The organism is Sporosarcina gallistercoris (assembly GCF_014836415.1).
GTDB lineage: Bacteria > Bacillota > Bacilli > Bacillales_A > Planococcaceae > Sporosarcina > Sporosarcina gallistercoris.
Genome location: NZ_JACSQY010000019.1, coordinates 1 through 24,167 on the forward strand (window position 1 = coordinate 1; position 24,167 = coordinate 24,167).

Genomic DNA, 24,167 nt, shown 5'->3' on the forward strand with positions numbered 1-24,167 from the left:
GAACACGGAAGTTAAGTTCTTCAGCGCCGATGGTAGTAGGGGGCTTCCCCCTGTGAGAGTAGGACGTTGCCAGGCAATTTAAAAAGCGAGTCGAGGATTTTATTCCTTGGCTCGCTTTTTTTGTTTGTTGGTTTAAATTCGTATCTAAGTTCTAAAGAGATGGTTGGGTTGGATGATGCTCCTTTGGGACAAACTTATTATAGAAGGCGGGTTGCTATGGTGGGAGTGTAATTAGGCATCAGGGTTATGAGCAGAATTCCGAGTTTATGATCATAATCCAAAGTTTATGAGCGTAATTCCGAATTTATGATCACGAACCCGAAGTGATGAGCAGAATACGAGACGTACGATCACAATTCAGAGGTTATGAGTGAAATCACAAAGTCATGATCACAATCCTACTGCGAATCTATATTCCGTGCCTTGAATTCAAGACTTCTTTTTTGCGCTGGGGAGCGGTTTCCATTATGGTTAAGAGACTAACCTACGAGGAGATGGCAGAAATGGAATCAGTTTATGAGTTTAGTGTACAGAAACCCGATGGAACCGAGCAATCCCTTTCTGAGTTCGAAGGCAAGCCGTTACTCATTGTGAACACAGCAAGCAAGTGCGGCTTTGTGAAGCAGTTTGACGAGTTACAAGAGGTCTATGAGACGTACAAGGATCAGGGACTGACCGTCCTTGGATTCCCATCCGATAACTTTAACAATCAAGAATTTGATAGCAGTGACGAGGCTGAGGAGTTCTGTCGGATGAACTTTGGTGTGTCTTTCCCGATGTTTGCAAAAGTGGATGTCAAAGGCGATCGTGCAGAGCCGTTATTTCAATATCTTGCATCGCAAAAGAAAGGGATGTTGACGGAAGGGATCAAATGGAACTTTACAAAGTTTCTTGTAGATCGGCAAGGCAACGTAGTCGATCGCTTTGCTCCTCAAACGGGTCCTTTGAAAATGAAAGATGCAATTGAAAAGTTGATATGACAGAAAAGGGCTAATACTTTTACTTATTGTCGCGTCCTTGACACGCCTTTACGCCGCTGATAACCTATTATCTAATATTTAACCGAAACTATAAGGGGGCATCAGGCATGTGGGAAACTAAGTTTGCACGTGAAGGGCTAACATTTGATGACGTATTATTGATACCAGGAGCATCTGAAGTGTTACCAAAAGACGTATCGTTGTCTGTTCAATTGACGGAAAAGATTAAGCTTAACGTTCCGCTGATCAGTGCGGGGATGGACACGGTCACAGAATCTAAAATGGCGATTGCGATGGCACGTCAAGGCGGTCTCGGTGTAATTCATAAGAACATGAGTATTGAAGAACAGGCTGAGCAAGTTGTCACTGTAAAGCGCTCTGAGAATGGTGTCATTACAAATCCATTCTTCCTGACCCCTGAACACCAAGTATTCGACGCGGAACATCTGATGGGGAAATATCGTATTTCAGGTGTACCGATTGTGGACACACTTGATAACCGAAAATTGGTCGGAATCATCACGAACCGTGATCTTCGCTTCATCCAAGACTACTCGTTGACAATCGATGATGTGATGACAAAAGAACAACTTGTCACAGCACCAGTAGGTACGACGCTTGAAGATGCGGAAAAGATTTTGCAGAAACATAAAATCGAAAAACTTCCCATTGCCGATGAAGACGGAACGCTGCGCGGGTTAATCACTATTAAAGATATCGAAAAGGTGATTGAATTCCCGAACGCGGCAAAAGATCATCATGGACGTCTTCTAGTAGGTGCAGCTGTTGGGGTTACATCAGATACAATGGTTCGCGTTGAGAAACTTGTCGAAGCTGAAGTAGATGTCATTGTTATTGATACGGCACATGGTCACTCTAAAGGTGTTATTGATATGGTGAAAAAGATTCGGGAAACGTATCCTGAACTTGATATCATTGCAGGAAACATTGCAACTGCAGAAGCGGCCCATGCCTTGTATGAGGCAGGAGCGGATGTAGTGAAAGTCGGAATTGGTCCAGGTTCTATTTGTACAACGCGCGTTGTCGCAGGTGTAGGAGTTCCACAAATTACAGCTGTCTATGACTGTGCAGCAGAGGCACGTAAGCACGGCAAAACCATTATTGCCGATGGAGGCATTAAGTTCTCTGGAGATATCGTAAAAGCACTTGCAGCAGGCGGACACGCGGTCATGCTCGGTAGTTTACTTGCTGGTACAACTGAAAGTCCTGGAGATACTGAAATTTTCCAAGGTCGTCGCTTTAAAGTTTACCGCGGTATGGGTTCAGTTTCTTCAATGGAACGCGGTTCGAAAGACCGTTACTTCCAAGAAGACGCGAAAAAGCTTGTACCTGAAGGAATCGAAGGTCGTATGCCTTATAAAGGATCCCTCGCTGACACGGTTCATCAGTTAGTTGGAGGCATTCGCTCAGGAATGGGGTATTGCGGAACGAAAGATTTGTACACATTGCGTGAAGAAGCACAATTCATCCGCATGACAGGTGCCGGTCTTCGTGAAAGTCATCCTCACCAAGTTCAGATTACGAAAGAAGCACCCAACTATACAATTTCTTGAAACCGGTTCGTCAGGAACTTCAGCACCTTTCATCTCGTCTTATATGGGCGGAAAGGTGCTTTTTTTTATTTTATATCCATCCCTCCCTTTAGGTATGATAAACTATGGGAGTAAATCGCGATGACGGAGGTAGAAATGTGAAGAAGATGAAGAACAGATGGCTGTCTGTACTATGCTCGGCAGTCTTGCTAGCAGCAGTATTCGGTGCAACACCCGCTCAGGCGGAATCGGCGCTTGGCCTCCATGTGGATGCAGCCATTCTAATTGATGCGGATAGCGGTAAGATTTTGTATGAAGAAAATGCAGATGCTCCACTTGGGATTGCAAGTATGTCAAAAATGATGGTTGAATACCTACTCTTTGAAGCGATCGATGAAGGATCCATCACTTGGGATCAGGAGTACAAAGTAACAGACTATACATACAAAGTGTCTCAGAATCGGAAATTGAGTAACGTTCCACTTCGAAGAGATGGTTCCTATACAATTAAAGAATTGTATGAAGCACTTGCAATTTATTCAGCGAATGCAGCAACGATTGCCATTGCCGAAACAATCGGTGGAACTGAAAAAGAGTTTGTGAAACTCATGAATGAAAAAGCAAAAGAGCTTGGATTGAAGGACTTTAAGTTTGTCAATTCGTCAGGGTTGAATAATAAAGATTTACAAGGCATGTACCCAGAAGGTGCTGGCCCCGAAGATGAAAACGTGATGCCGGCTAAATCGGTTGCGAAGCTTGCATATGCGTTAATCAATGATTATCCGCAAGTTCTAGATACGACGAAGATTCCAACTAAGGTATTTCGTGAAGGTACTTCAGACGCCATCAATATGATCAACTGGAACTCCATGTTGCCTGGTTTCTTGTATGAGTATGAAGGTGTGGATGGTCTGAAAACAGGGACGACCGACTTTGCAGGTCATTGTTTTACAGGAACTGCAATTCGGGATGGGAAGCGTGTCATCACGGTTGTGATGAAAGCGGTGGATGCTAAAGGCGAAGGATCCTATAAAGCACGATTCGATGCAACACGTTCCCTGCTCGACTATGGTTTCTCGCAGTTCTCTGAAGTGGAGTTTGTTCCAGAGGGCTATCAGTTCAAAGGTGAAGAAACAATGAAAGTCCTGAAAGGGAAAGAGAAAGACGTTGCGGTTCATGTGAAAGAACCGATTAAAATGATGGTGAAGACGAGTGAAAAAGATCAGTACTCACCTAAATTGGTCATCGATAAAAAGAAGTTGAAAGATGGTTCGCTTGAAGCACCTATTAAAAAAGATGCAGTAGTGGGTCATGTGGAGCTCGTGAAAAAGGACGGCTCTGAAGATTATGGATTCATCGACGGGAAAAATGTGCAGTCCGAAGTGGTCACAAAAGAAGCTGTGGACAAGGCAGGCTGGTTCTCTTTAGCAATGGGAGGCATCGGCCACTTCTTCTCGGGTCTCTGGGATAGTGGGACAGGCTTCGTAAAAGGGTTGTTTAACTAAAAAAAGCGGAACAGACGCATTTCTAGCGCTGTTCCGCTTTTTGTATGTTCCAGGCTTTCATCAGTTTTTCGATGCCTTGCACGAGTTGATGTTCGTTCAATCCTCCAAATCCAAGCAGGAAGGACGGTGAACCCGTCGCATGCCCTGACTGATAGTCTTGCAAGCTGTAGACACGTATACCCGCTTGAAGAGCGATTTCGGCGAGTTCAGATTCCGGCTGTTGCTTATGTACAGTTACGATGATGTGCATTCCAGCTTCGTCTCCTGAATAAGCAATTGCGGGTTCATAAGGAATAAGTGCTTCAGTGAGCATCTGCAGCTTTTTACGGTACACTTTGCGCATCCTGTTCAAGTGACGTGAAAATTGCCCTTCTGCCATGAACCGTGCAAGCATGTGCTGATCGATTCGGGGGACAGTGGATGCATATTGGATGAAGGCCCCTTTGTAACGCTTCAGCAAAGCTGGGGGAAGCACCATATAGGCGATTCGCAGCGAAGGCATGAGTGATTTAGAGAATGTACTTAAATAGATGACATTTTCTCCACGATCCATTCCTTGCAGGGAAGGAATCGGCCGTCCTGCATAGCGGAATTCACCATCGTAGTCGTCTTCAATGATGATATGTTCCTGATTGGAGGATGCCCAGTTCAGCAAGGCGGCTCTGCGAGGTGCAGAGAGCACGGTGCCTGTAGGGAACTGATGGGAAGGTGTGACATATGCAACTGTTGCCAATGAGCGCTGCAGTGCATCTACGTCCATTCCACCGCCGTCCACTGGAATAGGGATGGCGGGTCTTAAGTGATGGTCAAATACGTGATGTGTCAGAGGATATCCTGGATTCTCAACCGCGTATACGGCTTCTTCGCCGAGAATCCGGATGATAAGCGGAATGAGTTGCTCGGTCCCGGATCCGACAATGATTTGTTCAGGCGTGCAGATGACGCCTCGTGAATGGTACAAATACATCGCGATCTCATTGCGCAGTTCAACATCTCCGTGGGGATCACCAAGTTGCAACAGATGCGAAGCGTGTTCATCTATGACGTCTTTTGCAACTTTTCTCCATTTTGAAAAGGGAAACAATTCAGGGTCCACCATTCCTGGTGAAAAGTCTATCGCTGCTGGACGTACAGGCGTGAGCACGTCATTTACTTCAGCAGCCTCTGTATAAGCGAGTTCTTCAATGTCTTGAACGTAGTATCCACTACGAGGGACCGCTGTAATGTATCCTTCGGCAACCAGCTGACCATAAGCAAGTTCAATGGTGGTTTGGCTGACTGAAAGAAATTCACTTAACTTCCGTTTGGACGGCAGTTTTTTACCGACAGGAATCCGATGATTGGTAATATCTTGTTTCATCTGCCGATAAATCTGTTCGTAAAGAGGAATTGGATGGGATTTATCCAATAAAACTAACCATTCTTCCATTAGCAGCCCCCAATCTGACCCTGTCGTTTTCTTATTCATATTAAACTTGGTAAGGGCCTAGCTGAAGTATACCGTAAGTAAGTGAAAGTGGAAAAGGCATCGGTTTTCTAAATCCATCCTTTGCTTGCCAAACGTTTCGGCGTATAGTAAAGTTAAAGTAATTTCATACGTAAGACGATGAAGGGAAGCAGTAACAGCTACGTTTTTCTAAAGAGAGCCGACGGGTGGTGCGAGTCGGTGGAAACGCCTGTGAATCCGTCCTTGAGCAGCCAAACTGAACTGAAGTAAGTTTGTGCCGGCACCGGAGCCGTTATCTTCCTGGAGTGAATCAGCATGGTGCTGATTAAGCTGGGTGGTACCGCGGGTAGTTCTCGTCCCTATTGATAGGGGATGGAGGGCTTTTTTTGTGCCTGGATTTCGGAAATCGTCAAAACCAATTGAGGAGGAATCGTAATGTTAGACAGAAAAGTATTGCGTACAGACTTTGAAGGTGTGAAAGAAAAGCTTGCGATGCGTGGAGAGGATATCTCTGAGCTGGACAAGTTCCCAGGGCTCGATGACAGACGCCGAGAATTATTAGCAAAAGTTGAGGTGCTAAAAGCGGAGCGTAACGAAGTGTCTCAGAAAGTGGCGGAGATGAAGCGTAACAAAGAGGACGCTGACGAGCTTGTTTTGAAAATGCGTAAAGTCGGAGAAGACATTAAAGCATACGACTCGGAACTGAATGAAATCGAAGAGCAATTGGATTATGTCCTTATGCGCATTCCAAACATTCCGCACGAAAGTGTTCCTGTCGGTGACAGCGAAGATGATAACGTGGAAGTTCTAAAATGGGGAGAAACGCCAGAGTTTTCATTTGAACCGAAGCCGCATTGGGAAATCGGGACGGACTTGAAAATAATAGATTTTGAACGTGCCGCAAAAGTGACAGGTAGCCGTTTCGTATTTTACCGAGGCATGGGCGCACGGCTTGAGCGTGCACTCATCAATTTCATGATGGATCTGCATCAGGATGAGAATGGATATGAAGAAATGCTTCCGCCTTATCTTGTGAATCGTGCAAGCTTGACAGGTACAGGGCAATTACCGAAGTTCGAAGAGGATGCATTCCTTATTGAAAAAGAGGATTACTTCATGATTCCAACGTCTGAAGTACCTGTTACAAACTTCTATCGCGATGAAATCCTGAATGCCGACATGCTTCCGAAAGCATTTGCGGCGTACAGCACAAACTTCCGTTCTGAAGCGGGTTCTGCGGGCCGTGATACACGTGGGTTGATCCGCCAGCATCAGTTCAACAAAGTGGAACTTGTCCGTTTTGTGAAGCCTGAGGATTCGTACGACGAGTTGGAAAAACTGACAGGACATGCGGAAAAAGTATTGCAACTGCTTGAGCTTCCATACAGGAAGTTGAAAATGTGCACGGCGGATCTCGGATTCACTGCAGCGAAGAAATACGACTTGGAAGTATGGATTCCTGCACAAAATGCATACCGTGAGATTTCTTCATGCTCGAACTTCGAAGATTTCCAAGCGCGCCGGGCCAACATCCGTTTCCGTCGTGAAGCGAAAGGAAAGCCGGAGTATCTGCACACATTGAACGGCAGTGGTCTTGCAATCGGACGTACAGTTGCTGCACTGCTTGAAAACAATCAGCAAGAGGACGGTTCTGTATTGATTCCCCAAGTATTGCGTCCATACATGGGTGGGAAAGAGTACATTACAGCTGCTGAGTAAGCAAAATGTAAAAAGCGACATCGGAAGTTATTCTGCTTCCGGTGCCGCTTCTTTTTTTGCCCGTTTCTTCTTTTCGCGCAACGCTCTGAAGAAGTTTGTGAGGAGTGCGCCGCATTGCTCACCTAGAACATTTTCGCGCACTTCACATTCGTGATTGAACCGATCGTCGTTCAACAGTCTATAGAGGGAATCGACACACCCTGCTTTCGGGTCGCGAGCTCCGTAGACTACTGTCGGGATTCTCGACTGTAGAATAGCTCCCGCACACATGGGGCATGGCTCAAGCGTTACGTAAAGAGCGGTCTCTTCAAGTCGCCAGCTACCAATGACCTCACATGCATCTTGAATCGCAGACAGTTCCGCATGAGTGACCGCATTTTGCGTCGTCTCACGCAAATTGTGCGCTCGCGCAATCACTTCACCCCGATAGACAATCACAGCTCCGATAGGCACTTCTCCAATTGCTTCCGCTTTCTTTGCCTCTTCAATCGCCAGCTGCATAAAATACTGGTCTTGTTCGTTCAAATTCATACTCATCGCTCCTTATCCTCAGTGTATCACGGTTTAAAACAGAATGTTCCACGTGGAAAAAATGTCACAACCAAATGTGTGACTCCTATGATAAACTAAAGGGACGATATTAAGTGAAAGACAGGAGCGTTGGTCATGACCATTCCATTCATTGCAGTAGAAGGACCGATCGGGGTTGGGAAATCCACGTTGTCCAAAGCGGTTTCAGACACCCGCCAGTTCCATCTGCTCATGGAAATTGTGGATGAAAATCCGTTTCTCAATAAATTTTACGACGACATCGAAGAGTGGAGCTTTCAAACTGAAATGTTCTTCCTTTGCAATCGATACAAACAGCTTGGAGATATTCAAAAACACTATCTAGCCGAAGACAAGCCTGTCGTCGCGGACTACCATATATTTAAGAACCTTATTTTTGCACAACGCAGTCTTTCTGAAAGCGACTATGCAAAATACGAGCAAATCTATAATATCTTGACCGCAGGGATGCCTGTCCCGAATGTCATCGTATACTTGCACGCAAGTCTTGACACACTTATGAAACGAATCGCAATGCGCGGCCGTGATTATGAACGGGGTATGGATCCCAACTATTTACGTCAGCTCTCCGAAGACTATGATACATTCATCAATCGATTCGAACGCATGCATCCGGAAATTCCAGTCTTACGTTTCAACGGAGACGAACTCGATTTCGTTGCGAACGCCCGGGACCGCCAATACATCCTTGACGCAGTCGATGCTGTCATTCAGAAAGAGGTCGTTTAAGTGAACTTACGTGAAAAATACGGAATTCCTCAAAACGCGGTCATTACGATCGCAGGAACAGTAGGTGTCGGAAAATCGACGATGACGACAGCACTTGCTGAAGCGCTCGATTTCCGCACGTCTTTTGAAAACGTAGACCAAAACCCATACTTGGATAAATTCTATGAAGACTTCAAAAAGTGGAGCTTCCATTTACAAATTTACTTCCTCGCAGAACGTTTCAAAGAACAGAAACGTATCTTCGAATACGGCGGCGGGTTCATTCAGGACCGCTCGATTTATGAAGACACGGGGATCTTTGCCCGCATGCACATGGAAGAGGGAACGATGGACCCTGTCGATTACGAGACGTATACGAACTTGTTTGAAGCGATGGTCATGACGCCATACTTCCCGCATCCAAATTTGCTCATCTATTTGGAAGGCCCGCTAGACAGCATTATAGATCGCATTCATGAACGAGGTCGTGAGATGGAGCAAGAGACACCGATCACGTATTGGGAAGAAATGCATGCACGGTATGAGAAGTGGATCGACTCCTTCACGGCTTGTCCTGTACTTCGCTTGGATATCAACGATTATGACCTCATCACGAACGCGCATGAAGTGGAACTGATTGTAGAGAAGATTGGCGGCATCCTATCGCAAACGGAACCGCTTCGCAGCTAATTCAGGAATATGACCTTTTCCGGCAGTGAAAACCTGTCAGGAAAGGGTTTTTTCATTTTTTATCGAATGGAAGAATAGAGTATTCCTATATGTGAACAGGCGTAATTGACGCGTTGAAAATGATTCACGTATAGTGAACCCTATAGAAAATTTCATATTGAAGGAGCGAAACCCTATGACTGCGAACGAAAAATCGACGATTGCCTATGCCCATGAGCTCGAACGACGCTATGCTGCCGCAAGTCGTCGCAAAGAGTTTTACGTACAAGAAGGCATCATTTACTTTGACGGTAACTCACTTGGATTGCTATCAAAACGTGCAGAATCCTCACTACTCGCCATTCTCGATTCTTGGAAGACTCATGGCATTGACGGATGGATGCAAGGGGAGCGTCCTTGGTTCAATTTGTCCGAAGAATTAGGTGCTTCTCTTGCTCCACTGATCGGTGCAGAGGCTGAAGAAGTGATTGTGACGGGTTCGACCACCTCGAATCTCCACCAGTTGCTCGCAACATTCTTCAAGCCATCAACCGGCCGAACGAAAATTCTAGCGGATGAATTGAACTTCCCAACAGATATTTATGCTATAAAAAGTCAGCTGGAGTTGCACGGTCTGGATCCTGCAGAGCACCTGATTCAAGTGAAAAGCCGCGATGGACAAACTCTGCAGACAGAAGACATTATCGAAGCGATGACCGACGACGTTGCCGTTGTAATTTTGTCCGGCGTCCTCTATAGAAGCGGACAAGTGCTAGACATGGAGAAGGTGACCGAGGTTGCCCACGACCGAGGAATTCTAGTTGGCTTCGATTTGTGTCACTCGATTGGTTCCATTCCTCATGCGTTGGACGATTGGAAGGTCGATTTCGCATTTTGGTGCAATTATAAGCACTTGAATGGAGGCCCGGGTGCGACTGGCGGTATTTACGTCAACAAAAAGCATTTCGGTGCACAACCTGGTCTTGCAGGATGGTTCGGATCTGCGAAAGACCGGCAGTTCGATATGGAGCATACGTTTACGCCTGCAGAAGGGGCAGGGGCTCTTCAAATGGGGACTCCTCACTTGCTCAGTTCCGCGCCGCTCATCGGTTCTCTTGAACTCATGAACGAAGTCGGAATGGACGCGATCCGGGAGCGATCACTGGCATTGACGGGTTACTTGCAGGAGCTGATCGAAACGGAACTTGAAGCACACGGCCTCACGGTAACGAGTCCGAAAGTGGATGCAGAACGCGGTGGACACGTATTTATCGTTCACCAAGAAGCAGCACGCATCTGCAAAGCGCTGAAAGCAAACGGGGTCATTCCGGATTTCCGCACACCGAACGGAATCCGTCTCGCACCCGTTGCACTCTATAACACGTTCGAAGAAGTGCTTGAGACAGTGAACATTCTCAAACGCATTATGGATGAAGAACAATACAAGCAATTTGAAAATAAGCGAGAAGTCGTCGCGTAAACGGGAAATGGGGAATTTGTGATGAATAAAGGGATTTCGGATTTGAATTTGGACCAAGAGGACATTCACACAGACTTTAAAAAAGATATGACGTACGGGGAATACTTACACCTCGATCAGATCCTATCGAGTCAAGAGAGATTGTCAGGACATCACGACGAAATGTTGTTCATCATCATCCATCAAGTGAGCGAACTTTGGATGAAGCTGACGTTGCACGAGCTGACAGCAGCCATTGACGCAATCGATGCAGGCGAAATGCAATCAGCATTCAAAAAGCTTGCACGTGTAACGAAAATCCAATCGCAGATCATTCAAGCATGGGATGTACTCTCGACAATGACACCTGCTGAATACTTGGAGTTCCGAGATTCGCTCGGAAAAGCGTCCGGATTCCAATCCTATCAGTATCGTCTGATCGAATTCGCGCTTGGCTATAAGTCTTCTCATATTTTAAAGATTTACGAGAAGGATGCGGAAGTGCATGCGATGCTGAAACAGGCATTGAACCAACCGAGTATCTATGACGTGGCCATTCGTGCATTAGCAAAGGCTGGTTTTGCCATAAATCCTGAATTGCTTGACCGCGACTTCAGTGTTACGTATGCAGGGGACCCAACCGTTGAAGCAGCTTGGGAGGCGGTGTACCGCGATGTCGATAAATATTGGGATTTGTATCAGCTTGCAGAAAAGCTTGTGGATGTTGAGGATTGGCTGCAACAGTGGCGGTTCCGTCACATGAAAACGGTAGAACGGATTATCGGATTCAAAACGGGCACAGGGGGATCGTCAGGTGTGAATTACTTGCGTCACGTCCTCGATCATCGGTTCTTCCCTGAACTATGGGATCTGCGTACGAAGTTATAAGAATAATAGAGAGAAGAAATAGGGGGAATAGCATGGATGAGAAGGGTCGAACGGAACAATGGTCCTCTAAGTTAGGATTCATATTATCATCAGCAGGTGCTGCAATCGGTCTCGGGGCCATCTGGAAATTCCCTTATGTCACAGGGATGAGTGGAGGCGGAGCATTTTTCCTTCTGTTCATCATCTTCACATTGGTCATTGGTTTACCGATGCTGCTTTCTGAATTCATCATCGGGCGCAGTACAGGCAAGGAAGCGATCAGTGCATATAAAAAATTGGCACCGGACAGTCTGTGGGTTTGGATCGGCCGGCTCGGTGTATTAGGATGCTTTTTACTGCTGTCTTTCTACAGCGTAGTTGGCGGATGGGTGCTCGTCTATAGCGGACTTGCGATTCCAGGCAATGTGATTGGGGACGGGACGAACTATGGAGAACTGTTCGGGTCCGTAATCGGTTCGGTTTGGATCACGCTGCTTGGCTTATTGTTATTTACTATCATTAACGTCATCGTTATTGCATCAGGGATTCAAAACGGCATTGAGCGTGCGAATAAGTACATGATGCCATTGTTATTCATCTTTTTCATTATCTTAGTGGTGCGCGCCTTGACGTTAGATGGTGCCATGGAAGGTGTGAAGTTTTTCTTAGCACCGGACTTCGCTAAGATAACGGGTGCATCCATTCTCTATGCACTTGGACAGTCGTTCTTTTCACTAGCGGTAGGGTTTTCGTGTATGGTGACGTACAGTTCGTATTTGAAAAAAGACGTCAGCTTACGGTCATCTGCTGGATCCGTCGTGGGAATGAACATCTTCGTTTCGTTGCTTGCAGGACTTGCGATTTTCCCGGTTGTGTTTGCGTTCGGGCTAGCGCCTGACGAAGGACCAGGATTGTTGTTCATGGTGTTGCCGGAAGTATTCGGTCAAATGCCATTCGGGGAACTATTTTTAGCGTTGTTCTTGTTGCTATTCTTATTTGCCACATTAACGTCTTCGTTCAGTTTGTACGAAATCATTGTCGCTGCACTAACGGCAAATGGCAAACGTACACGGAAGACAGTAGCTTGGCTTACGGGACTCACCGTGTTCGTGGCGGCAATTCCATCCGCCATGTCATCCAGTTTGCTGGAGTCCTTCATGATTAATGGCAAGAGTATTTTCGATAGCACGGACTACGTTGTCAGTAACGTTCTCCTGCCGATTGGCAACTTGCTGATTGCGATTTTCATCATCCATAAAATGGACCGTGAACTTGTAAAACAGGAATTCAATTTAAGTACAAAGGATTCTCCAGGTTTGTTCCATGTATGGCTGATTTTGATGACTGTCGTTATCCCACTGACGATTGTCGCTGTATTTGTAAATAACCTTTGATATGTGCAACTAGAAAGGATGATGGACATGATGAAGTTAACGCAGTGGATCGACATTTCACAGCCCCTCAGCAATTCCATCGCAGAATGGCCGGGGGATACTCCGTTCAACTATGAACTCACGTTTACGAAAGAACAGACGGGCTCTGTCAACATCGGCCAAGTCACGATGAGTGTCCATACAGGGACGCACATTGATGCACCATTCCATTACGATAACGAAGGCAAGCGTATACATGAACTCGATCTGTCCTTGTATATCGGGCCTGCTATGGTAGTCGATGTCACAGGGCATGCAGAAATCGGCCGTGCAGAACTTGAAGGTTTTGACTTTAAAGATGTGGAGCGGCTCCTGCTTAAGACAGGTGGACATCCGGATCCGAATACGTTTCCGGAACACTATCCCGTGTTGAAAGCGGACATCGGCCCGTTTTTGAAAGAGCGGGAGATTCGGTTAATCGGCGTCGACGTCCCATCCGTCGACTCGGTCGACAGCAAAACGATGGATGCACATCACTCGCTTTACGATAACGGCGTAAACATTTTGGAAAACATCGTGTTGTCGAGCGTAACGCCTGGGGTGTATGAGCTGATTGCACTTCCGCTTGCGCTGGAAGGTTCGGATGGCAGTCCGGTGCGCGCGGTGCTGCGTTCGTTGGAAGGGTAACGTTAAAAGAGCTGCTTAGAGGGTTGGAGTCCCTTTAAGCAGCTCTTTGTGAATGAATTAAGAAAAGAATTACTCAAATAGTTCTTCCTTTGTTACTGAATCAGGAATAAATGTAATTGATAGCGTCTTTTTATGTCACCATATATCAGGAGAACCATACGAAAAAAGCATTGATGAAGTTGAAGGTATTATTTCTATGACCACTGCAAAAATTCTTGCACAAACTGAATTCCTGAATATTTAAACTTAAGCTATTAAACTAGCAGATAATATGCTGCAGATAAATAATCAATAATATTTACATTTAGATTCACTTAGTGAAACGTGCTAAAATATAGGTTATTTTTAAATTCGCAATTAAGTTCGAATTCGGAGTGATACAGTTGAAGAAAATCTTTGTAGTAAGACATTGTGAAGCCGAAGGACAGCCACCCGAATCCCCTCTCACTGAAAATGGACTCAAACAAGCAAAAGAGTTAGCGGTTTTTTTGAGAATGTCAAAGTAGACCGGATTATTTCCAGTCCCTACAAGCGTGCCATTCAAACTGTACAGCCACTTGCAAACCAGCTAAATGTTGAAATTGAAATGAATAGCCAATTAGAAGAACGTGTACTAAGTTCTGAATCATTATCAGATTGGATGGAAAAGTTGAGAGAGACATTTGATGATCGTAGTTTGAAATTTGAAGGTGGAGAGTCTAGTGAAGATGCGGCAAGTCGAATTGTAGAAGTTGTAGAAAGTGCTTTAAAAAGTGAGTATGAACATACAGTCGTTGTAACACACGGGAATTTATTGGCTTTGCTTCTAAACCATTACGATAAACAGTTCAGTTTTGATGAATGGAAAAATCTTAGCAATCCCGATGTATATCTTTTAGAGTCACATAAGAACGAAGTAACTTTTGTACGGATGGAAATAAACAAGATTTAATGCTAATCCAGATAATGGCTCGGTTTCCATAAAGATAAAATGCTTCTTTTCCAAAAAAGGAATCGATTTTACAAAGAAACGAATGATTATTTTTAATTACTGTTATAAGCTGATGTGCTATTCTTCGATCGGGAGAGTAGCTCTTTTTATGTGTATAAGAATATTTCTTAAACTAACTAAAAACCGAATAATAAAAAAGATTCTCTTATTAAGTTGTAAACTTTTTCAAGGCAATAGACTCTATATGAGTGAAGGGCGTTAGAGAGGAGGAGCTATGGATTCACAGTTGTTGTTGGAACTCTACAAGAAACAGGCAAAAATGATTTATTTTTATTTAAAGAAGAACGGTTGCAGCCATGAGGATTCAGAAGACATTGTTCAAGAAAGTTATATGAAATATATTGCGTATAGCAGCGGAGTTCCTTCTGATAAAGCCCTCTCCTATATTTTTACCATTGCTTTGAATGAGTTTAGAAAGAAATTGAAGAAAAGAGGAAAAGAACAAGTGATTACGGTGGATGACCTTCATTTCTGGAATAATTTTGCGAATGACCAAGACACCGTGTCTAGTGTGTTGCATAGTGAAATGAATCAGGAAATCACCCGTACGTTAGAGCACATGAAGGAAGTATATAGGCAGCTACTTGTACTAAAGTACGAGCTGGAGCTTAGCTACCAAGAGATTGCCCTATTACTAGGAATGAAAGTGGAAACAGTTAGAACTTATTTGTTTCGGGCAAGAAAAGAATTTCAAGAAATATGGAGGACATTACATGGGTGAAATCAATGAGGATATTTTTGACGAGAAAAAAATCAAAACTGCGATAAAAAAAGGTAAAAGAAAGTCGATCTTAACGGTTGTTTTCGTTTCTGCCATTGTTTTTGTCAGTCTCAATATAGTGAACTTCGCTGCTTATGCGTACTTCAGCCAAAAGGCATTTAAGCAATGGGATGCCTACGTCCGATTAAGTACACCGAATGGTTATATAAGTGAAACCGTTGATACAAATGGTATCTTGGGGGGAGAGGCCCAATATAAAGTTTCAAAGGATATGAAAATCAAGTCGCTCGTGATCGAACAAAACCAATACAAATTTGGCATGATACCCTCTACCTCAATCTCAAGAGGAGCTGGTGGCAGCATCGCGATTACAGGGGAAGATTGGCAAAATACGTATAAGGAAAATGGATGGCGTGATCTGATGTTTTTCCATCCGAATGTGACCTATCAAAAATACAAAAAGGGTGAAGACCTGATTAATCAGATGAGTGGAGATCGGATTTATGAAGTGGCGCTCTCTTTTGACAAGCCATACAAACAAAGAGAACTCCCTTTGTACGAACTCCCAGCATTGACATGGTTTTGGGTGAATACCTATAATGGCAACCAATTAGAGACATTCCAGCGAGAGGCGAAAGAAAACGATTGGTCATCTACTTTTATAAGAGAGCATGACGCGCTGGGTTTTTCTACAAATTCACCTGTTTTTTCAACGATTCAATTGGACCACGAATATAAAGAGTTCCAAAATCTCTTACAAACGAGTGTATCCCAAGACCATAGAAAGGCCTATGGCAAGATGAAAAATATAGACAGTGATGACATGGAGATTTTAGGGATCGTCATTTATGGGACAAAAGATGAACTGGCAGACATCATAAAAAATCCTATTATTAAAGCTTCTTCCTTAGGAGGGGTCATTGATAATTATTAACCAGTTGTTGAAACGAATATAATTAGTTGTCTATCCACATATCCGCTAATACAGCTATAATTTCGCTCCCTTCCTGATGAAATTACCTATGCCGCCTGAGCTGAACATAGATGTCTTCTCTGGATTCACTCCCCGACTGCGCAGCGGATCGTTCCTACATTCCTACTCGGTTTACCAGGCACTTTCCTTGGAAATACTAAAACAAAAAGGGGGCGAGCTGGGAATGCGGGTAAAGCGTGTGACGAACTGGGAAAATCGGAAGAAGTTCCAGACAAGGAATCTGTGGGCGGGAATTTTATTCGGTTTGGGATTTGTGGCGTTTATGGATGAGATGGTGTTTCATCAGCTGCTGCATTGGCATAAGTTCTATGACAAATCGACGGTGGCGGTGGGGCTGGTGTCGGACGGGCTGTTTCATGCATTCAGCTGGTTTGCAACAGTAGGCGGCTTGTATTTGGTGGCGGATCTGAACAGGCGGAACGCGCTCTGGCATAAGATGTTCTGGGGTGGCAAACTGATCGGGGGCGGAGCGTTCCAATTGTATGACGGAACAATACAGCATAAAGTCTTGCAGATCCATCAAATCCGTTACGATGTCGATATTGTTCCGTATGATCTCGTATGGAACGGAACTGCGGTTATCATGATTGTGGCGGGTCTTCTGCTGGTACGCTCGGCTAGAAAGAATGCGCGGGTTGCCGGGCAGGTGAAACCTCATGTCACATGATTCCTTTTTTGCAGTGACGGATTGGCTATTCGGGATTCCTTCGCTATTAGCAATCGGACTGTATCTGTTCGGTGTCTATCGATCCGATCGGCAGGAACGTCTCCGCAGATGGCCGAGAATCCGCATTGTCTGGTGGGTATCGGGCGTGATTATCTCAGCGAGCGCGCTGGTCGGTCCGCTTGCTGCATTATCCCATGAAAACTTCACGTGGCATATGGCAGGGCATCTGCTGGTCGGGATGCTCGGACCGCTGTTATTGGCACTTGGAGCGCCGGTGACGCTGTTGTTCCGGGCGCTTCCCGTTCGGCAAGCGCGGCAGGTGAGCCGCTTGCTGAGGAGCCGGCTCGCCGGTTTCTATATTCACCCGATCACCGCTTCCGTACTGAATATCGGCGGCCTCTGGCTGTTGTATACGACCGGATTGTTTGAGGCGATGCACCATCATTTGTGGCTGCATGTCCTGATCCATATCCATGTGTTTGCGGCGGGCTATCTGTTTACGGTGTCCATGCTGGCGATCGATCCGGTATCACGCCGGTTCAGCTATGCCTACCGCACGGTTGTTTTCATTCTGGTGCTAGCGGGGCATGGGATCCTTTCAAAGTTTCTTTACGCCTATCCTCCGGACGGGGTGCCGATTGAAGAAGCCCGTACTGGGGCGATGTTGATGTATTATGGCGGGGATGCAGTCGATTTGGTGATGATTGTGTTGCTGTTGAGGGGATGGTATTTGTCAGCGGCACCTGTCAGGCATCAGGTCCTGACATAATTCAAGTGCGATTCAAAATGGTGCAGAGTTGTTTGGGGGATTGGCAGCTTTTTTAAGAGCTGCATTGATAGGGTCAACTGATCAACCGTTTTCACTATGATGCAACGTTAACATACAAAAAAGAGCGGAATCGGATTCGTCACTCATCCGACTTCGCTCTTTTTTTATCACTCACGCATGTGCGGCAGCCGTTTGGAAAAACTCTTCATACAGAGAACGAAGTACAGCTGTTTCATCCTTTTTATGAATCCCGAACACGAGACTGACCTCAGTGGATCCTTGGTTGATCATCTGAATGCTTGCCCCGGTTTTCGCAATGGCTGACGCAGCACGTGCCGTTAATCCGGTCGTATCCCGCATACGTTCTCCGACAAGTACTACCATTGAATAGTCGCGTCGGAAATAGGCATCATCAGCTTCAAGTTCTTCTTTTACCCGGCGTAAAATACGGGTTTCTTTTTCCTCTGTTAAAAACATATCCCGAATAATGACGGACATGTTATCGATTCCTGAAGGCGTGTGCTCGAATGGAATTTCCTCTTCTTCTAAGATCTGAAGCAATCGTCGACCGAAACCGATCTCGACGTTCATTAAGTATTTATCGACGAATAGTGTGGAGAACCCGTCATCTGCAGCAATTCCGACGACTGGTTGAGAACCACATTCACGCTCTTTTACAATCATCGTGCCGGGAGCACTCGGATTATTCGTATTTTTAATGCATACCGGAATGGAGTGCAAAAATGCAGGGCGCAACGCTTCATCGTGAAATACTGTGAATCCTGCGTATGAAAGCTCACGCATTTCGCGGTATGTCATCGTATGGATGGCGCACGGCTGATCCACGACGTTCGGATTGGCGGAAAACACCGAATCGACATCGGTGAAATTCTCATACAAGTCAGCCCCTGTTGCTGCAGCGAGCAGGGAACCCGTGATATCTGAACCGCCACGATTGAATGTACGGAGTGTTCCGTCTTTTGTGTAGCCGAAGAATCCCGGGAACACGACAATGCCTGATCTATTCCGTAATTCAGCAAGGAGTTCCTCTCCTTCGGGAAGGGCCTGCACTCGTTGAGGACGTTCATTGACCAACAGGCCGCCTTCTTTCGGACAGACATATGTCGCGTCCATACCAATTGACTGCAAATACGCGGCAATGAGTTTCGCGTTGTTGTCTTCACCGGATGCTTTTAGGCTATCCATGAAAAGAATGGGATCTCCTCTATCGAGAGAGAGCCGTTCACGCAAGTCTTTTTCAATCACAGAGTTCATCGTGCCATCGAGACCCAGCTCTTTTGCAATCTCTTCGTAGCGGGCAAGGACTTGTTGAAGTTCTGGTTCTGCATCTTGCCCAACCAAGGCCTTTTCTGCCAGAAGAATGAGCAGATCTGTCACTTTGATGTCTTCACTGTGACGTTTACCTGGAGCAGAAACGACAATGATTTTTCGGGATGAATCGGAAAGGATAATGTTTGCTACTTTTTTGATTTGTTGAGCTGATGCAACAGACGTTCCGCCGAATTTACAAACTTTCATTTCACCAGATCCAATCTTTAATTAATTATGACTTGTGTGATATATTGAATAACAATACCACGATAGGGTTGTCCTGTGAAGACTTTATCTTTATACTGTCTCTATGGAAAGGACAAATGTTGTTACATAGTGTACATAATAGCGAGGGGAATCGTCAATGAGAAAAGAAATTGGAATTGGATTATTAGGTTTTGGTGTTGTTGGAAGTGGTGTTGCGACGATTTTACACAAGCACCGGGAAGACTTGCTGCATAAGCTTGGCGTACCTGTACGTATTAAGCGTGTGCTGATTAAAGATAAGAATAAAGAACGGGATACGGAATTGCCGAAAGAGGCATTCACGGACCAACTGGACGATTTGCTGAATGATGAGGCGATCGATTTCATCGTCGAAGTGTTTGGTGGTACGGACGATGCGAAAACAGCTATTGAACGTTCTCTAAAAGCAGGGAAAGGCGTTGTCACGGCTAATAAAGATGTGATGGCGGTATATGGGAAAGAATTACTTGCGTTAGCAGACGAAAACAGTTGTGATCTGTTTTACGAAGCGAGTGTAGGTGGTGGAATTCCACTAATCCGTACACTTGAGGATGGCTTAGCATCTGATCGGATATCGTCACTTCTAGGTATCGTAAATGGGACAACGAACTTCATCCTCACGAAGATGAAGGAAGAGAAGAAGACCTATGAAGACGCACTTGCTGAAGCGACAGCTCTTGGCTACGCAGAAGCGGATCCATCTGCTGACGTGGACGGCATTGACGCTGCGCGTAAGATGGCAATCCTCGCGTCGCTTTCGTTCTCGACAGAAGTGCATCTGGATGATGTCTACGTTCGCGGATTGAGTGTCATTGAAGATGGAGATCTCGAACTTGCAGAGCAATTCGGCTATACCATTAAGATGGCAGGATCTGCAAAGAAGGATGAAAACGGAATTGAAGTGGCGGTTGAACCTGTTTTCGTGAAAAACGAACATCCTCTTGCTTCCGTCAACAACGAATTCAATGCTGTATATGTTTACGGAGATGCGGTCGGGGAAACGATGTTTTATGGACCGGGTGCTGGTTCATTGCCGACTGCGACATCCGTCACATCGGATATCGTAGCGGCTTGCAGAAATCTCTTGCTCGGTGTGAACGGAAAACGGATTCATTCCTTCCAATACGAGCGCAAGGTGAAGTCGGACGATCAGAAGTTTGCAAGCTATTTCCACCGGATTTCCGTTCAGGATGAAATTGGTGTGCTGTCCCGTTTGTCTTCTATATACAGCCATAATAAGGCGAGTTTGGCAACGGTGATTCAACAGGCGGATCCTAAGCGCGAGGACGCGGATCTAATCTTCATTACACATGCGATTTCCAGAGACCAACATTTGAAAGTCATTGAAGAATTGAAAGTTGCACCAGAAGTAAATTGCGTACTAAGCCACTATCGAGTAGAGGGGGACTGACCGATGAGACGATGGAATGGACTAATTGACGAATATCGGGAATGGCTTCCTGTAACGGAGCAAACACCCGATCTAACACTACAAGAAGGTAATACACCACTCATTCACTTGAAAAACTTATCTGAACAGTGGGGTGTGAATTTATATGTGAAAACGGAAGGTGCCAATCCGACGGGATCATTTAAAGACCGCGGGATGGTAATGGCCGTTGCAAAAGCGAAAGAAGAAGGAAAAACAACACTTATTTGTGCGTCAACAGGAAATACCTCTGCATCAGCAGCAGCATACGGTGCACGCGCAGGGATGCGGACAATTGTCGTTATTCCGGAAGGTCGGATTGCGCTTGGGAAATTAGCACAAGCGAAGATATACGGCGCTGAAATCCTTGAAATCGAAGGAAACTTTGACGAAGCGTTGCAAATGGTACGAGAAGCTGGCGGAGGCGACATCGCCCTTGTAAATTCGGTCAATCCGTACCGGTTGGAAGGTCAAAAAACAATTGCCTTTGAAACAATTGAACAACTCGGATGCGTTCCAGACATTTTTGCGTTGCCAGTTGGAAACGCCGGCAATATTTCAGCTGCTTGGAAAGGTTTTACGGAGTACGCGGAGAAAAAAGGTGGAGACAAGCCAAAATTACTAGGGGTGCAAGCAGATGGTGCAGCACCGATTGTTTACGGGCGCGTTTTTGAGGAGCCCGAAACAGTAGCGACTGCCATTCGAATCGGTAATCCAGCGAGCTGGCACTTAGCAGAAACAGCCTTGTCGGAATCAGGCGGTCATATTTTATCGGTAACAGATGAAGAGATTCTAGAAGCGTATAGCCTACTTGCTGCAACCGACGGTGTGTTTGCTGAGCCCGCTTCGTGTGCGACAATTGCAGGACTGAAAAAGCGCATAGAATCGGGAGAAATCAAGAAAGGAACAACGATTGTAGGAGTCTTGACCGGGAATGGGTTAAAAGATCCTGAAACCGCAATTCGAGTCAATGATGGGAAGCCATTCATGACACGTGCGGAATTCGAAGCATTCGCAGCTGACTTGCAAAAGGAGGCGAAGTAAATGGGCAATACTCCATTTACCGTGACTGTTCCTGCAACGACTGCAAACCTTGGGCCAGGCTTTGATAGTATAGGCATTGCGCTGTCGTTATATATGACGGTGAAAGTAGAACCTGCAGATCGATGGATGGTCGTCTATGAAGACGAAGGGATGCAGGGAATTCCAACTGATGAAGACAATCTAATCGTCCAGACTATCGGAAAAGTAGTACGTCGCGCAGGACGTGACATGATTCCATGTACACTACGCGTGAAGTCCGATATCCCTTTAGGCAAAGGATTGGGTAGTAGTGCCGCAGCGATTGCCGCAGGAATTGAAATCGCTGACCAGCTACATGATCTTAAGATGAATCAGAAAGAAAAAATGTGGTTTGGTGTCGATATCGAAGGTCATGCCGATAACGTGACAGCGGCGATTGCAGGAGGCGTGACGATCTCTTTTTACGATCATACGTCATTGGAAGTCATGAAGTTCGACTCCCCTCCCATTGGAGGCGTAGTACTGGTACCTCCCGTCGAGCTGAAAACCGATCACTCCCGTGGGCTCCTCCCGCATCAATTGGACCACAAAAAAGCAACAGAAGGAAGCGCTGCAAGTAGTCTTATGGCAGCAGCCCTTGCAAAGGGGGAATGGTCACTCGTCGGACGCATGATGGATCGCGACATCTTCCATGAACCCTATCGAAAAAAGATGTTTCCTGATTTCGAGGCAGTCCGTGAAGCGAGCCACGCACAAGGCGCATATGGCATGACACTGAGCGGCGCAGGTCCATCACTGTTTGTTGCTGTGCATTCAGGCCGTGAAGAAGAGGCAGCACGTGTACTGGGAGAGAAATTCCCTTACTATACATGTATCGCCGTCACACCTGTTGCAGAAGGTGCAACGGTAAGTAACTAATCATGAAAACAGAGGTCACATTTGCTTTATGCATAGGTGACCTCTGTTTTTTTGTGTTCAATAACTTTCTTATTAAAAATAAATCTGTTTGTATATCAGTTATTTATTCGTCTTCAATGACCAACGAAAAATCACTTTGTTGGTCAATGAATAAATTATGTATTTATATGTTTGTTTTTCTGTTTGACACAACTGAGAAAAAAGAATAGTATTCAAGGTATCAAGCAAACAATATTTTTAACTGTTTGCTTAAAATTGAACAATGAAGAGGGGCGTTTGTATAATGGAAAACTCGGATTTATTTTGGAATGCCTCATTAACTGAAATGAAAAATGGATATTTTGAAGACCAACATTCCTATACGTGTTTGCTATGTAGTGAACGAATTGATAAAGGAATTGTCTATCCTGATGGAAATACACTTTATGAAGCGGAGCGGTACATGCGTCTGCATATCGAAAATGAGCATCACTCGGTATTTGATTACCTAATTGGAATGGAGAAAAGGCTTACGGGTCTCACTGATCATCAAAATCAGCTATTGCGGCTTTTTTATGAAGGCAAGGGGGATAAAGAAGTTCAGCATGAAATGGGGATTGGCAGTGTCTCTACGGTACGACATCATCGGTTTGCATTAAAAGAGAAAGAACGGCAAGCAAAGATCTTTTTGACGATGATGGAACTGCTGAAAGAAAAAGATGACCATACACCGGCATTCATACCTCCGCATAAAACGGCTAAGATGATTGACGATCGGTATGCGATTACTGAAGCGGAGCAGCAGGAGATCCTTAAGAAATTTTTACCTGATGGTATGAGTGGCGGGCTAACGAAATTTCCTCCTAAAGAAAAACAACGATTGGTTGTCATTAGGGAAATTGCAAACTCGATTGACAGTCAAACAACCTATTCAGAAAAAGAACTTAATGAGCTATTAAAAGAAATTCATGACGACTATGTCTTAATCAGAAGATATTTAATCGAATATGGATTTTTGGATCGAACTGCAGATGGAAGCGAGTATTGGCTGAAGAACTAACAATGGAAAGTGAGTGACAAGATATGGAACGTAAAAAAGAGCTGAAGCAACAATACAAAGAAACCGCTATTGAAGCGGGAATTTATCAAATCAAGAATACAGCGAACGATAAAGTCTTTGTAGGAAGTACTAAAAACTTCAAAACACTCAATGGGGTGAAGTTTCAATTAGAAACAAATACTCACACGAACAAACAGCTTCAACAAGAGTGGGACCATTTTGGAAAAGATGTGTTCAATTTTGATATATTAGAGAAACTGAAAAAGAAAGAGGATCCCTATTTCAACGAGAAAGAGGCACTGTCGGAACTGGAGACGAAGTGGTTAGAACAACTACAGCCTTATGGAGAACATGGGTATAACAAGCAAAAATCCCTTTGACAAAACAGGGTTCGTCAACTATAAAAAGCTATCCATGATCAGGTGGCACTGACTAACCTTTTTGAGACAAGTAAAAAACACCTTATTATGCAGCCAATTGTCGGTATTGAACCGGCGATTG

23 protein-coding genes, 1 rRNA gene and 1 other annotated feature are annotated in these 24,167 nt (G+C 45.1%); of the genes, 21 read left to right on the plus strand and 3 right to left on the minus strand.

All coding sequences use genetic code 11. The features are described 5' to 3' along the window. The 4 genes from rrf to H9659_RS15225 form a co-directional block, all read left to right on the plus strand. Positions 1–75 (plus strand): 5S ribosomal RNA (rrf, locus tag H9659_RS15750); the annotation flags it as partial. Between the two features lie 428 nt (positions 76–503). Next, positions 504–980, plus strand: a complete 477-nt coding sequence (locus H9659_RS15215) for a glutathione peroxidase (RefSeq protein ID WP_191692194.1) — start codon at positions 504–506, stop codon at positions 978–980. Between the two features lie 107 nt (positions 981–1,087). After that, positions 1,088–2,554 (plus strand): IMP dehydrogenase, encoded by a 1,467-nt coding sequence (gene guaB / locus H9659_RS15220; protein WP_191692196.1) that lies wholly within the window; start codon positions 1,088–1,090, stop codon positions 2,552–2,554. A 137-nt stretch (positions 2,555–2,691) separates the two neighbouring features. Beyond that, positions 2,692–4,038: a serine hydrolase gene (locus H9659_RS15225; RefSeq protein WP_404828994.1), complete on the plus strand. Its 1,347-nt coding sequence runs from the start codon at positions 2,692–2,694 to the stop codon at positions 4,036–4,038. A 22-nt stretch (positions 4,039–4,060) separates the two neighbouring features. On the opposite strand, the gene pdxR is transcribed toward H9659_RS15225, so the two are convergent. Next, the gene (pdxR, locus tag H9659_RS15230) at positions 4,061–5,467 is read right to left on the minus strand and encodes a MocR-like pyridoxine biosynthesis transcription factor PdxR (RefSeq protein WP_191692198.1); all 1,407 of its coding nucleotides are present in this window, start codon (positions 5,465–5,467) and stop codon (positions 4,061–4,063) included. Positions 5,468–5,635: 168 nt separating this feature from the next. Beyond that, positions 5,636–5,849 (plus strand) — a binding site (T-box leader). Positions 5,850–5,920: 71 nt separating this feature from the next. Between pdxR and serS the strand changes: the two genes are divergently transcribed. Then, positions 5,921–7,204 carry a serine--tRNA ligase gene (serS, locus tag H9659_RS15235; RefSeq protein ID WP_191692200.1) on the plus strand — a complete coding sequence of 428 codons (1,284 nt, stop codon included), beginning with the start codon at positions 5,921–5,923 and terminating at the stop codon, positions 7,202–7,204. 27 nt (positions 7,205–7,231) lie between these two features. Here the strand turns inward: serS and tadA are convergent, their stop codons facing one another. Further along, positions 7,232–7,735 carry a tRNA adenosine(34) deaminase TadA gene (gene tadA, locus H9659_RS15240; RefSeq protein ID WP_191692202.1) on the minus strand — a complete coding sequence of 168 codons (504 nt, stop codon included), beginning with the start codon at positions 7,733–7,735 and terminating at the stop codon, positions 7,232–7,234. Between the two features lie 135 nt (positions 7,736–7,870). Between tadA and H9659_RS15245 the strand changes: the two genes are divergently transcribed. From H9659_RS15245 to H9659_RS15295, 11 genes are all read left to right on the plus strand, one after another. Beyond that, entirely contained in the window at positions 7,871–8,503 is a 633-nt protein-coding gene (locus H9659_RS15245) for a deoxynucleoside kinase (RefSeq protein WP_191692204.1), read from the plus strand. After that, positions 8,504–9,172 carry a deoxynucleoside kinase gene (locus H9659_RS15250; RefSeq protein ID WP_191692206.1) on the plus strand — a complete coding sequence of 223 codons (669 nt, stop codon included), beginning with the start codon at positions 8,504–8,506 and terminating at the stop codon, positions 9,170–9,172. It abuts the gene before it with no gap. Positions 9,173–9,347: 175 nt separating this feature from the next. Next, the gene (kynU, locus tag H9659_RS15255; RefSeq protein WP_191692208.1) at positions 9,348–10,631 is read left to right on the plus strand and encodes a kynureninase; all 1,284 of its coding nucleotides are present in this window, start codon (positions 9,348–9,350) and stop codon (positions 10,629–10,631) included. A 21-nt stretch (positions 10,632–10,652) separates the two neighbouring features. Beyond that, a complete protein-coding gene (gene kynA / locus H9659_RS15260) occupies positions 10,653–11,498 on the plus strand; it encodes a tryptophan 2,3-dioxygenase (protein WP_191692210.1) in 846 nt (281 codons plus the stop codon). A 32-nt stretch (positions 11,499–11,530) separates the two neighbouring features. After that, positions 11,531–12,871 carry a sodium-dependent transporter gene (locus H9659_RS15265; RefSeq protein WP_191692212.1) on the plus strand — a complete coding sequence of 447 codons (1,341 nt, stop codon included), beginning with the start codon at positions 11,531–11,533 and terminating at the stop codon, positions 12,869–12,871. Between the two features lie 30 nt (positions 12,872–12,901). After that, positions 12,902–13,537: an arylformamidase gene (gene kynB, locus H9659_RS15270; RefSeq protein ID WP_191692236.1), complete on the plus strand. Its 636-nt coding sequence runs from the start codon at positions 12,902–12,904 to the stop codon at positions 13,535–13,537. 514 nt (positions 13,538–14,051) lie between these two features. Then, a complete protein-coding gene (locus tag H9659_RS15275) occupies positions 14,052–14,468 on the plus strand; it encodes a histidine phosphatase family protein (RefSeq protein ID WP_318240746.1) in 417 nt (138 codons plus the stop codon). 274 nt (positions 14,469–14,742) lie between these two features. Beyond that, positions 14,743–15,249 (plus strand): RNA polymerase sigma factor, encoded by a 507-nt coding sequence (locus tag H9659_RS15280; RefSeq protein ID WP_191692214.1) that lies wholly within the window; start codon positions 14,743–14,745, stop codon positions 15,247–15,249. Further along, the gene (locus tag H9659_RS15285; protein WP_191692216.1) at positions 15,242–16,183 is read left to right on the plus strand and encodes an anti sigma factor C-terminal domain-containing protein; all 942 of its coding nucleotides are present in this window, start codon (positions 15,242–15,244) and stop codon (positions 16,181–16,183) included. Before H9659_RS15280 ends, H9659_RS15285 begins: the two co-directional genes overlap by 8 nt. 223 nt (positions 16,184–16,406) lie before the next feature. Continuing rightward, positions 16,407–16,910, plus strand: a complete 504-nt coding sequence (locus H9659_RS15290) for a DUF2243 domain-containing protein (protein ID WP_191692218.1) — start codon at positions 16,407–16,409, stop codon at positions 16,908–16,910. Continuing rightward, positions 16,900–17,679, plus strand: coding sequence for a cytochrome c oxidase assembly protein (locus H9659_RS15295; protein ID WP_191692220.1), 780 nt, complete (start codon positions 16,900–16,902; stop codon positions 17,677–17,679). Before H9659_RS15290 ends, H9659_RS15295 begins: the two co-directional genes overlap by 11 nt. A 171-nt stretch (positions 17,680–17,850) precedes the next feature. Here the strand turns inward: H9659_RS15295 and H9659_RS15300 are convergent, their stop codons facing one another. Further along, on the minus strand, positions 17,851–19,218 hold the full coding sequence (locus H9659_RS15300) for an aspartate kinase (RefSeq protein ID WP_191692222.1): 1,368 nt from the start codon (positions 19,216–19,218) through the stop codon (positions 17,851–17,853). Positions 19,219–19,375: 157 nt separating this feature from the next. Here H9659_RS15300 and H9659_RS15305 point away from each other — a divergent pair, with 157 nt between their 5' ends. From H9659_RS15305 to H9659_RS15325, 5 genes are all read left to right on the plus strand, one after another. Then, the gene (locus H9659_RS15305; RefSeq protein ID WP_191692224.1) at positions 19,376–20,668 is read left to right on the plus strand and encodes a homoserine dehydrogenase; all 1,293 of its coding nucleotides are present in this window, start codon (positions 19,376–19,378) and stop codon (positions 20,666–20,668) included. 3 nt (positions 20,669–20,671) lie between these two features. Continuing rightward, entirely contained in the window at positions 20,672–21,730 is a 1,059-nt protein-coding gene (gene thrC, locus H9659_RS15310) for a threonine synthase (protein ID WP_191692226.1), read from the plus strand. After that, positions 21,731–22,627, plus strand: coding sequence for a homoserine kinase (gene thrB / locus H9659_RS15315; RefSeq protein WP_191692228.1), 897 nt, complete (start codon positions 21,731–21,733; stop codon positions 22,625–22,627). It begins immediately after the preceding gene. 283 nt (positions 22,628–22,910) lie between these two features. Further along, positions 22,911–23,666, plus strand: coding sequence for a DUF2087 domain-containing protein (locus H9659_RS15320; protein WP_191692230.1), 756 nt, complete (start codon positions 22,911–22,913; stop codon positions 23,664–23,666). A 23-nt stretch (positions 23,667–23,689) separates the two neighbouring features. Further along, positions 23,690–24,046 (plus strand): GIY-YIG nuclease family protein, encoded by a 357-nt coding sequence (locus H9659_RS15325; protein ID WP_191692232.1) that lies wholly within the window; start codon positions 23,690–23,692, stop codon positions 24,044–24,046. Positions 24,047–24,167: the final 121 nt, after the last annotated feature.

Coding starts and splice junctions, on each gene's coding strand:
- H9659_RS15305 (WP_191692224.1), top strand. CDS start 19,376: ATGAGAAAAGAAATTGGAATTGGATTATTAGGTTTTGGTGTTGTTGGA.
- tadA (WP_191692202.1), bottom strand. CDS start 7,735: ATGAATTTGAACGAACAAGACCAGTATTTTATGCAGCTGGCGATTGAA.
- guaB (WP_191692196.1), top strand. CDS start 1,088: ATGTGGGAAACTAAGTTTGCACGTGAAGGGCTAACATTTGATGACGTA.
- serS (WP_191692200.1), top strand. CDS start 5,921: ATGTTAGACAGAAAAGTATTGCGTACAGACTTTGAAGGTGTGAAAGAA.
- H9659_RS15325 (WP_191692232.1), top strand. CDS start 23,690: ATGGAACGTAAAAAAGAGCTGAAGCAACAATACAAAGAAACCGCTATT.
- H9659_RS15295 (WP_191692220.1), top strand. CDS start 16,900: ATGTCACATGATTCCTTTTTTGCAGTGACGGATTGGCTATTCGGGATT.
- H9659_RS15320 (WP_191692230.1), top strand. CDS start 22,911: ATGGAAAACTCGGATTTATTTTGGAATGCCTCATTAACTGAAATGAAA.
- H9659_RS15290 (WP_191692218.1), top strand. CDS start 16,407: ATGCGGGTAAAGCGTGTGACGAACTGGGAAAATCGGAAGAAGTTCCAG.
- kynU (WP_191692208.1), top strand. CDS start 9,348: ATGACTGCGAACGAAAAATCGACGATTGCCTATGCCCATGAGCTCGAA.
- kynB (WP_191692236.1), top strand. CDS start 12,902: ATGAAGTTAACGCAGTGGATCGACATTTCACAGCCCCTCAGCAATTCC.
- kynA (WP_191692210.1), top strand. CDS start 10,653: ATGAATAAAGGGATTTCGGATTTGAATTTGGACCAAGAGGACATTCAC.
- H9659_RS15265 (WP_191692212.1), top strand. CDS start 11,531: ATGGATGAGAAGGGTCGAACGGAACAATGGTCCTCTAAGTTAGGATTC.
- H9659_RS15280 (WP_191692214.1), top strand. CDS start 14,743: ATGGATTCACAGTTGTTGTTGGAACTCTACAAGAAACAGGCAAAAATG.
- H9659_RS15285 (WP_191692216.1), top strand. CDS start 15,242: ATGGGTGAAATCAATGAGGATATTTTTGACGAGAAAAAAATCAAAACT.
- H9659_RS15300 (WP_191692222.1), bottom strand. CDS start 19,218: ATGAAAGTTTGTAAATTCGGCGGAACGTCTGTTGCATCAGCTCAACAA.
- thrC (WP_191692226.1), top strand. CDS start 20,672: ATGAGACGATGGAATGGACTAATTGACGAATATCGGGAATGGCTTCCT.
- H9659_RS15215 (WP_191692194.1), top strand. CDS start 504: ATGGAATCAGTTTATGAGTTTAGTGTACAGAAACCCGATGGAACCGAG.
- pdxR (WP_191692198.1), bottom strand. CDS start 5,467: ATGGAAGAATGGTTAGTTTTATTGGATAAATCCCATCCAATTCCTCTT.
- thrB (WP_191692228.1), top strand. CDS start 21,731: ATGGGCAATACTCCATTTACCGTGACTGTTCCTGCAACGACTGCAAAC.
- H9659_RS15245 (WP_191692204.1), top strand. CDS start 7,871: ATGACCATTCCATTCATTGCAGTAGAAGGACCGATCGGGGTTGGGAAA.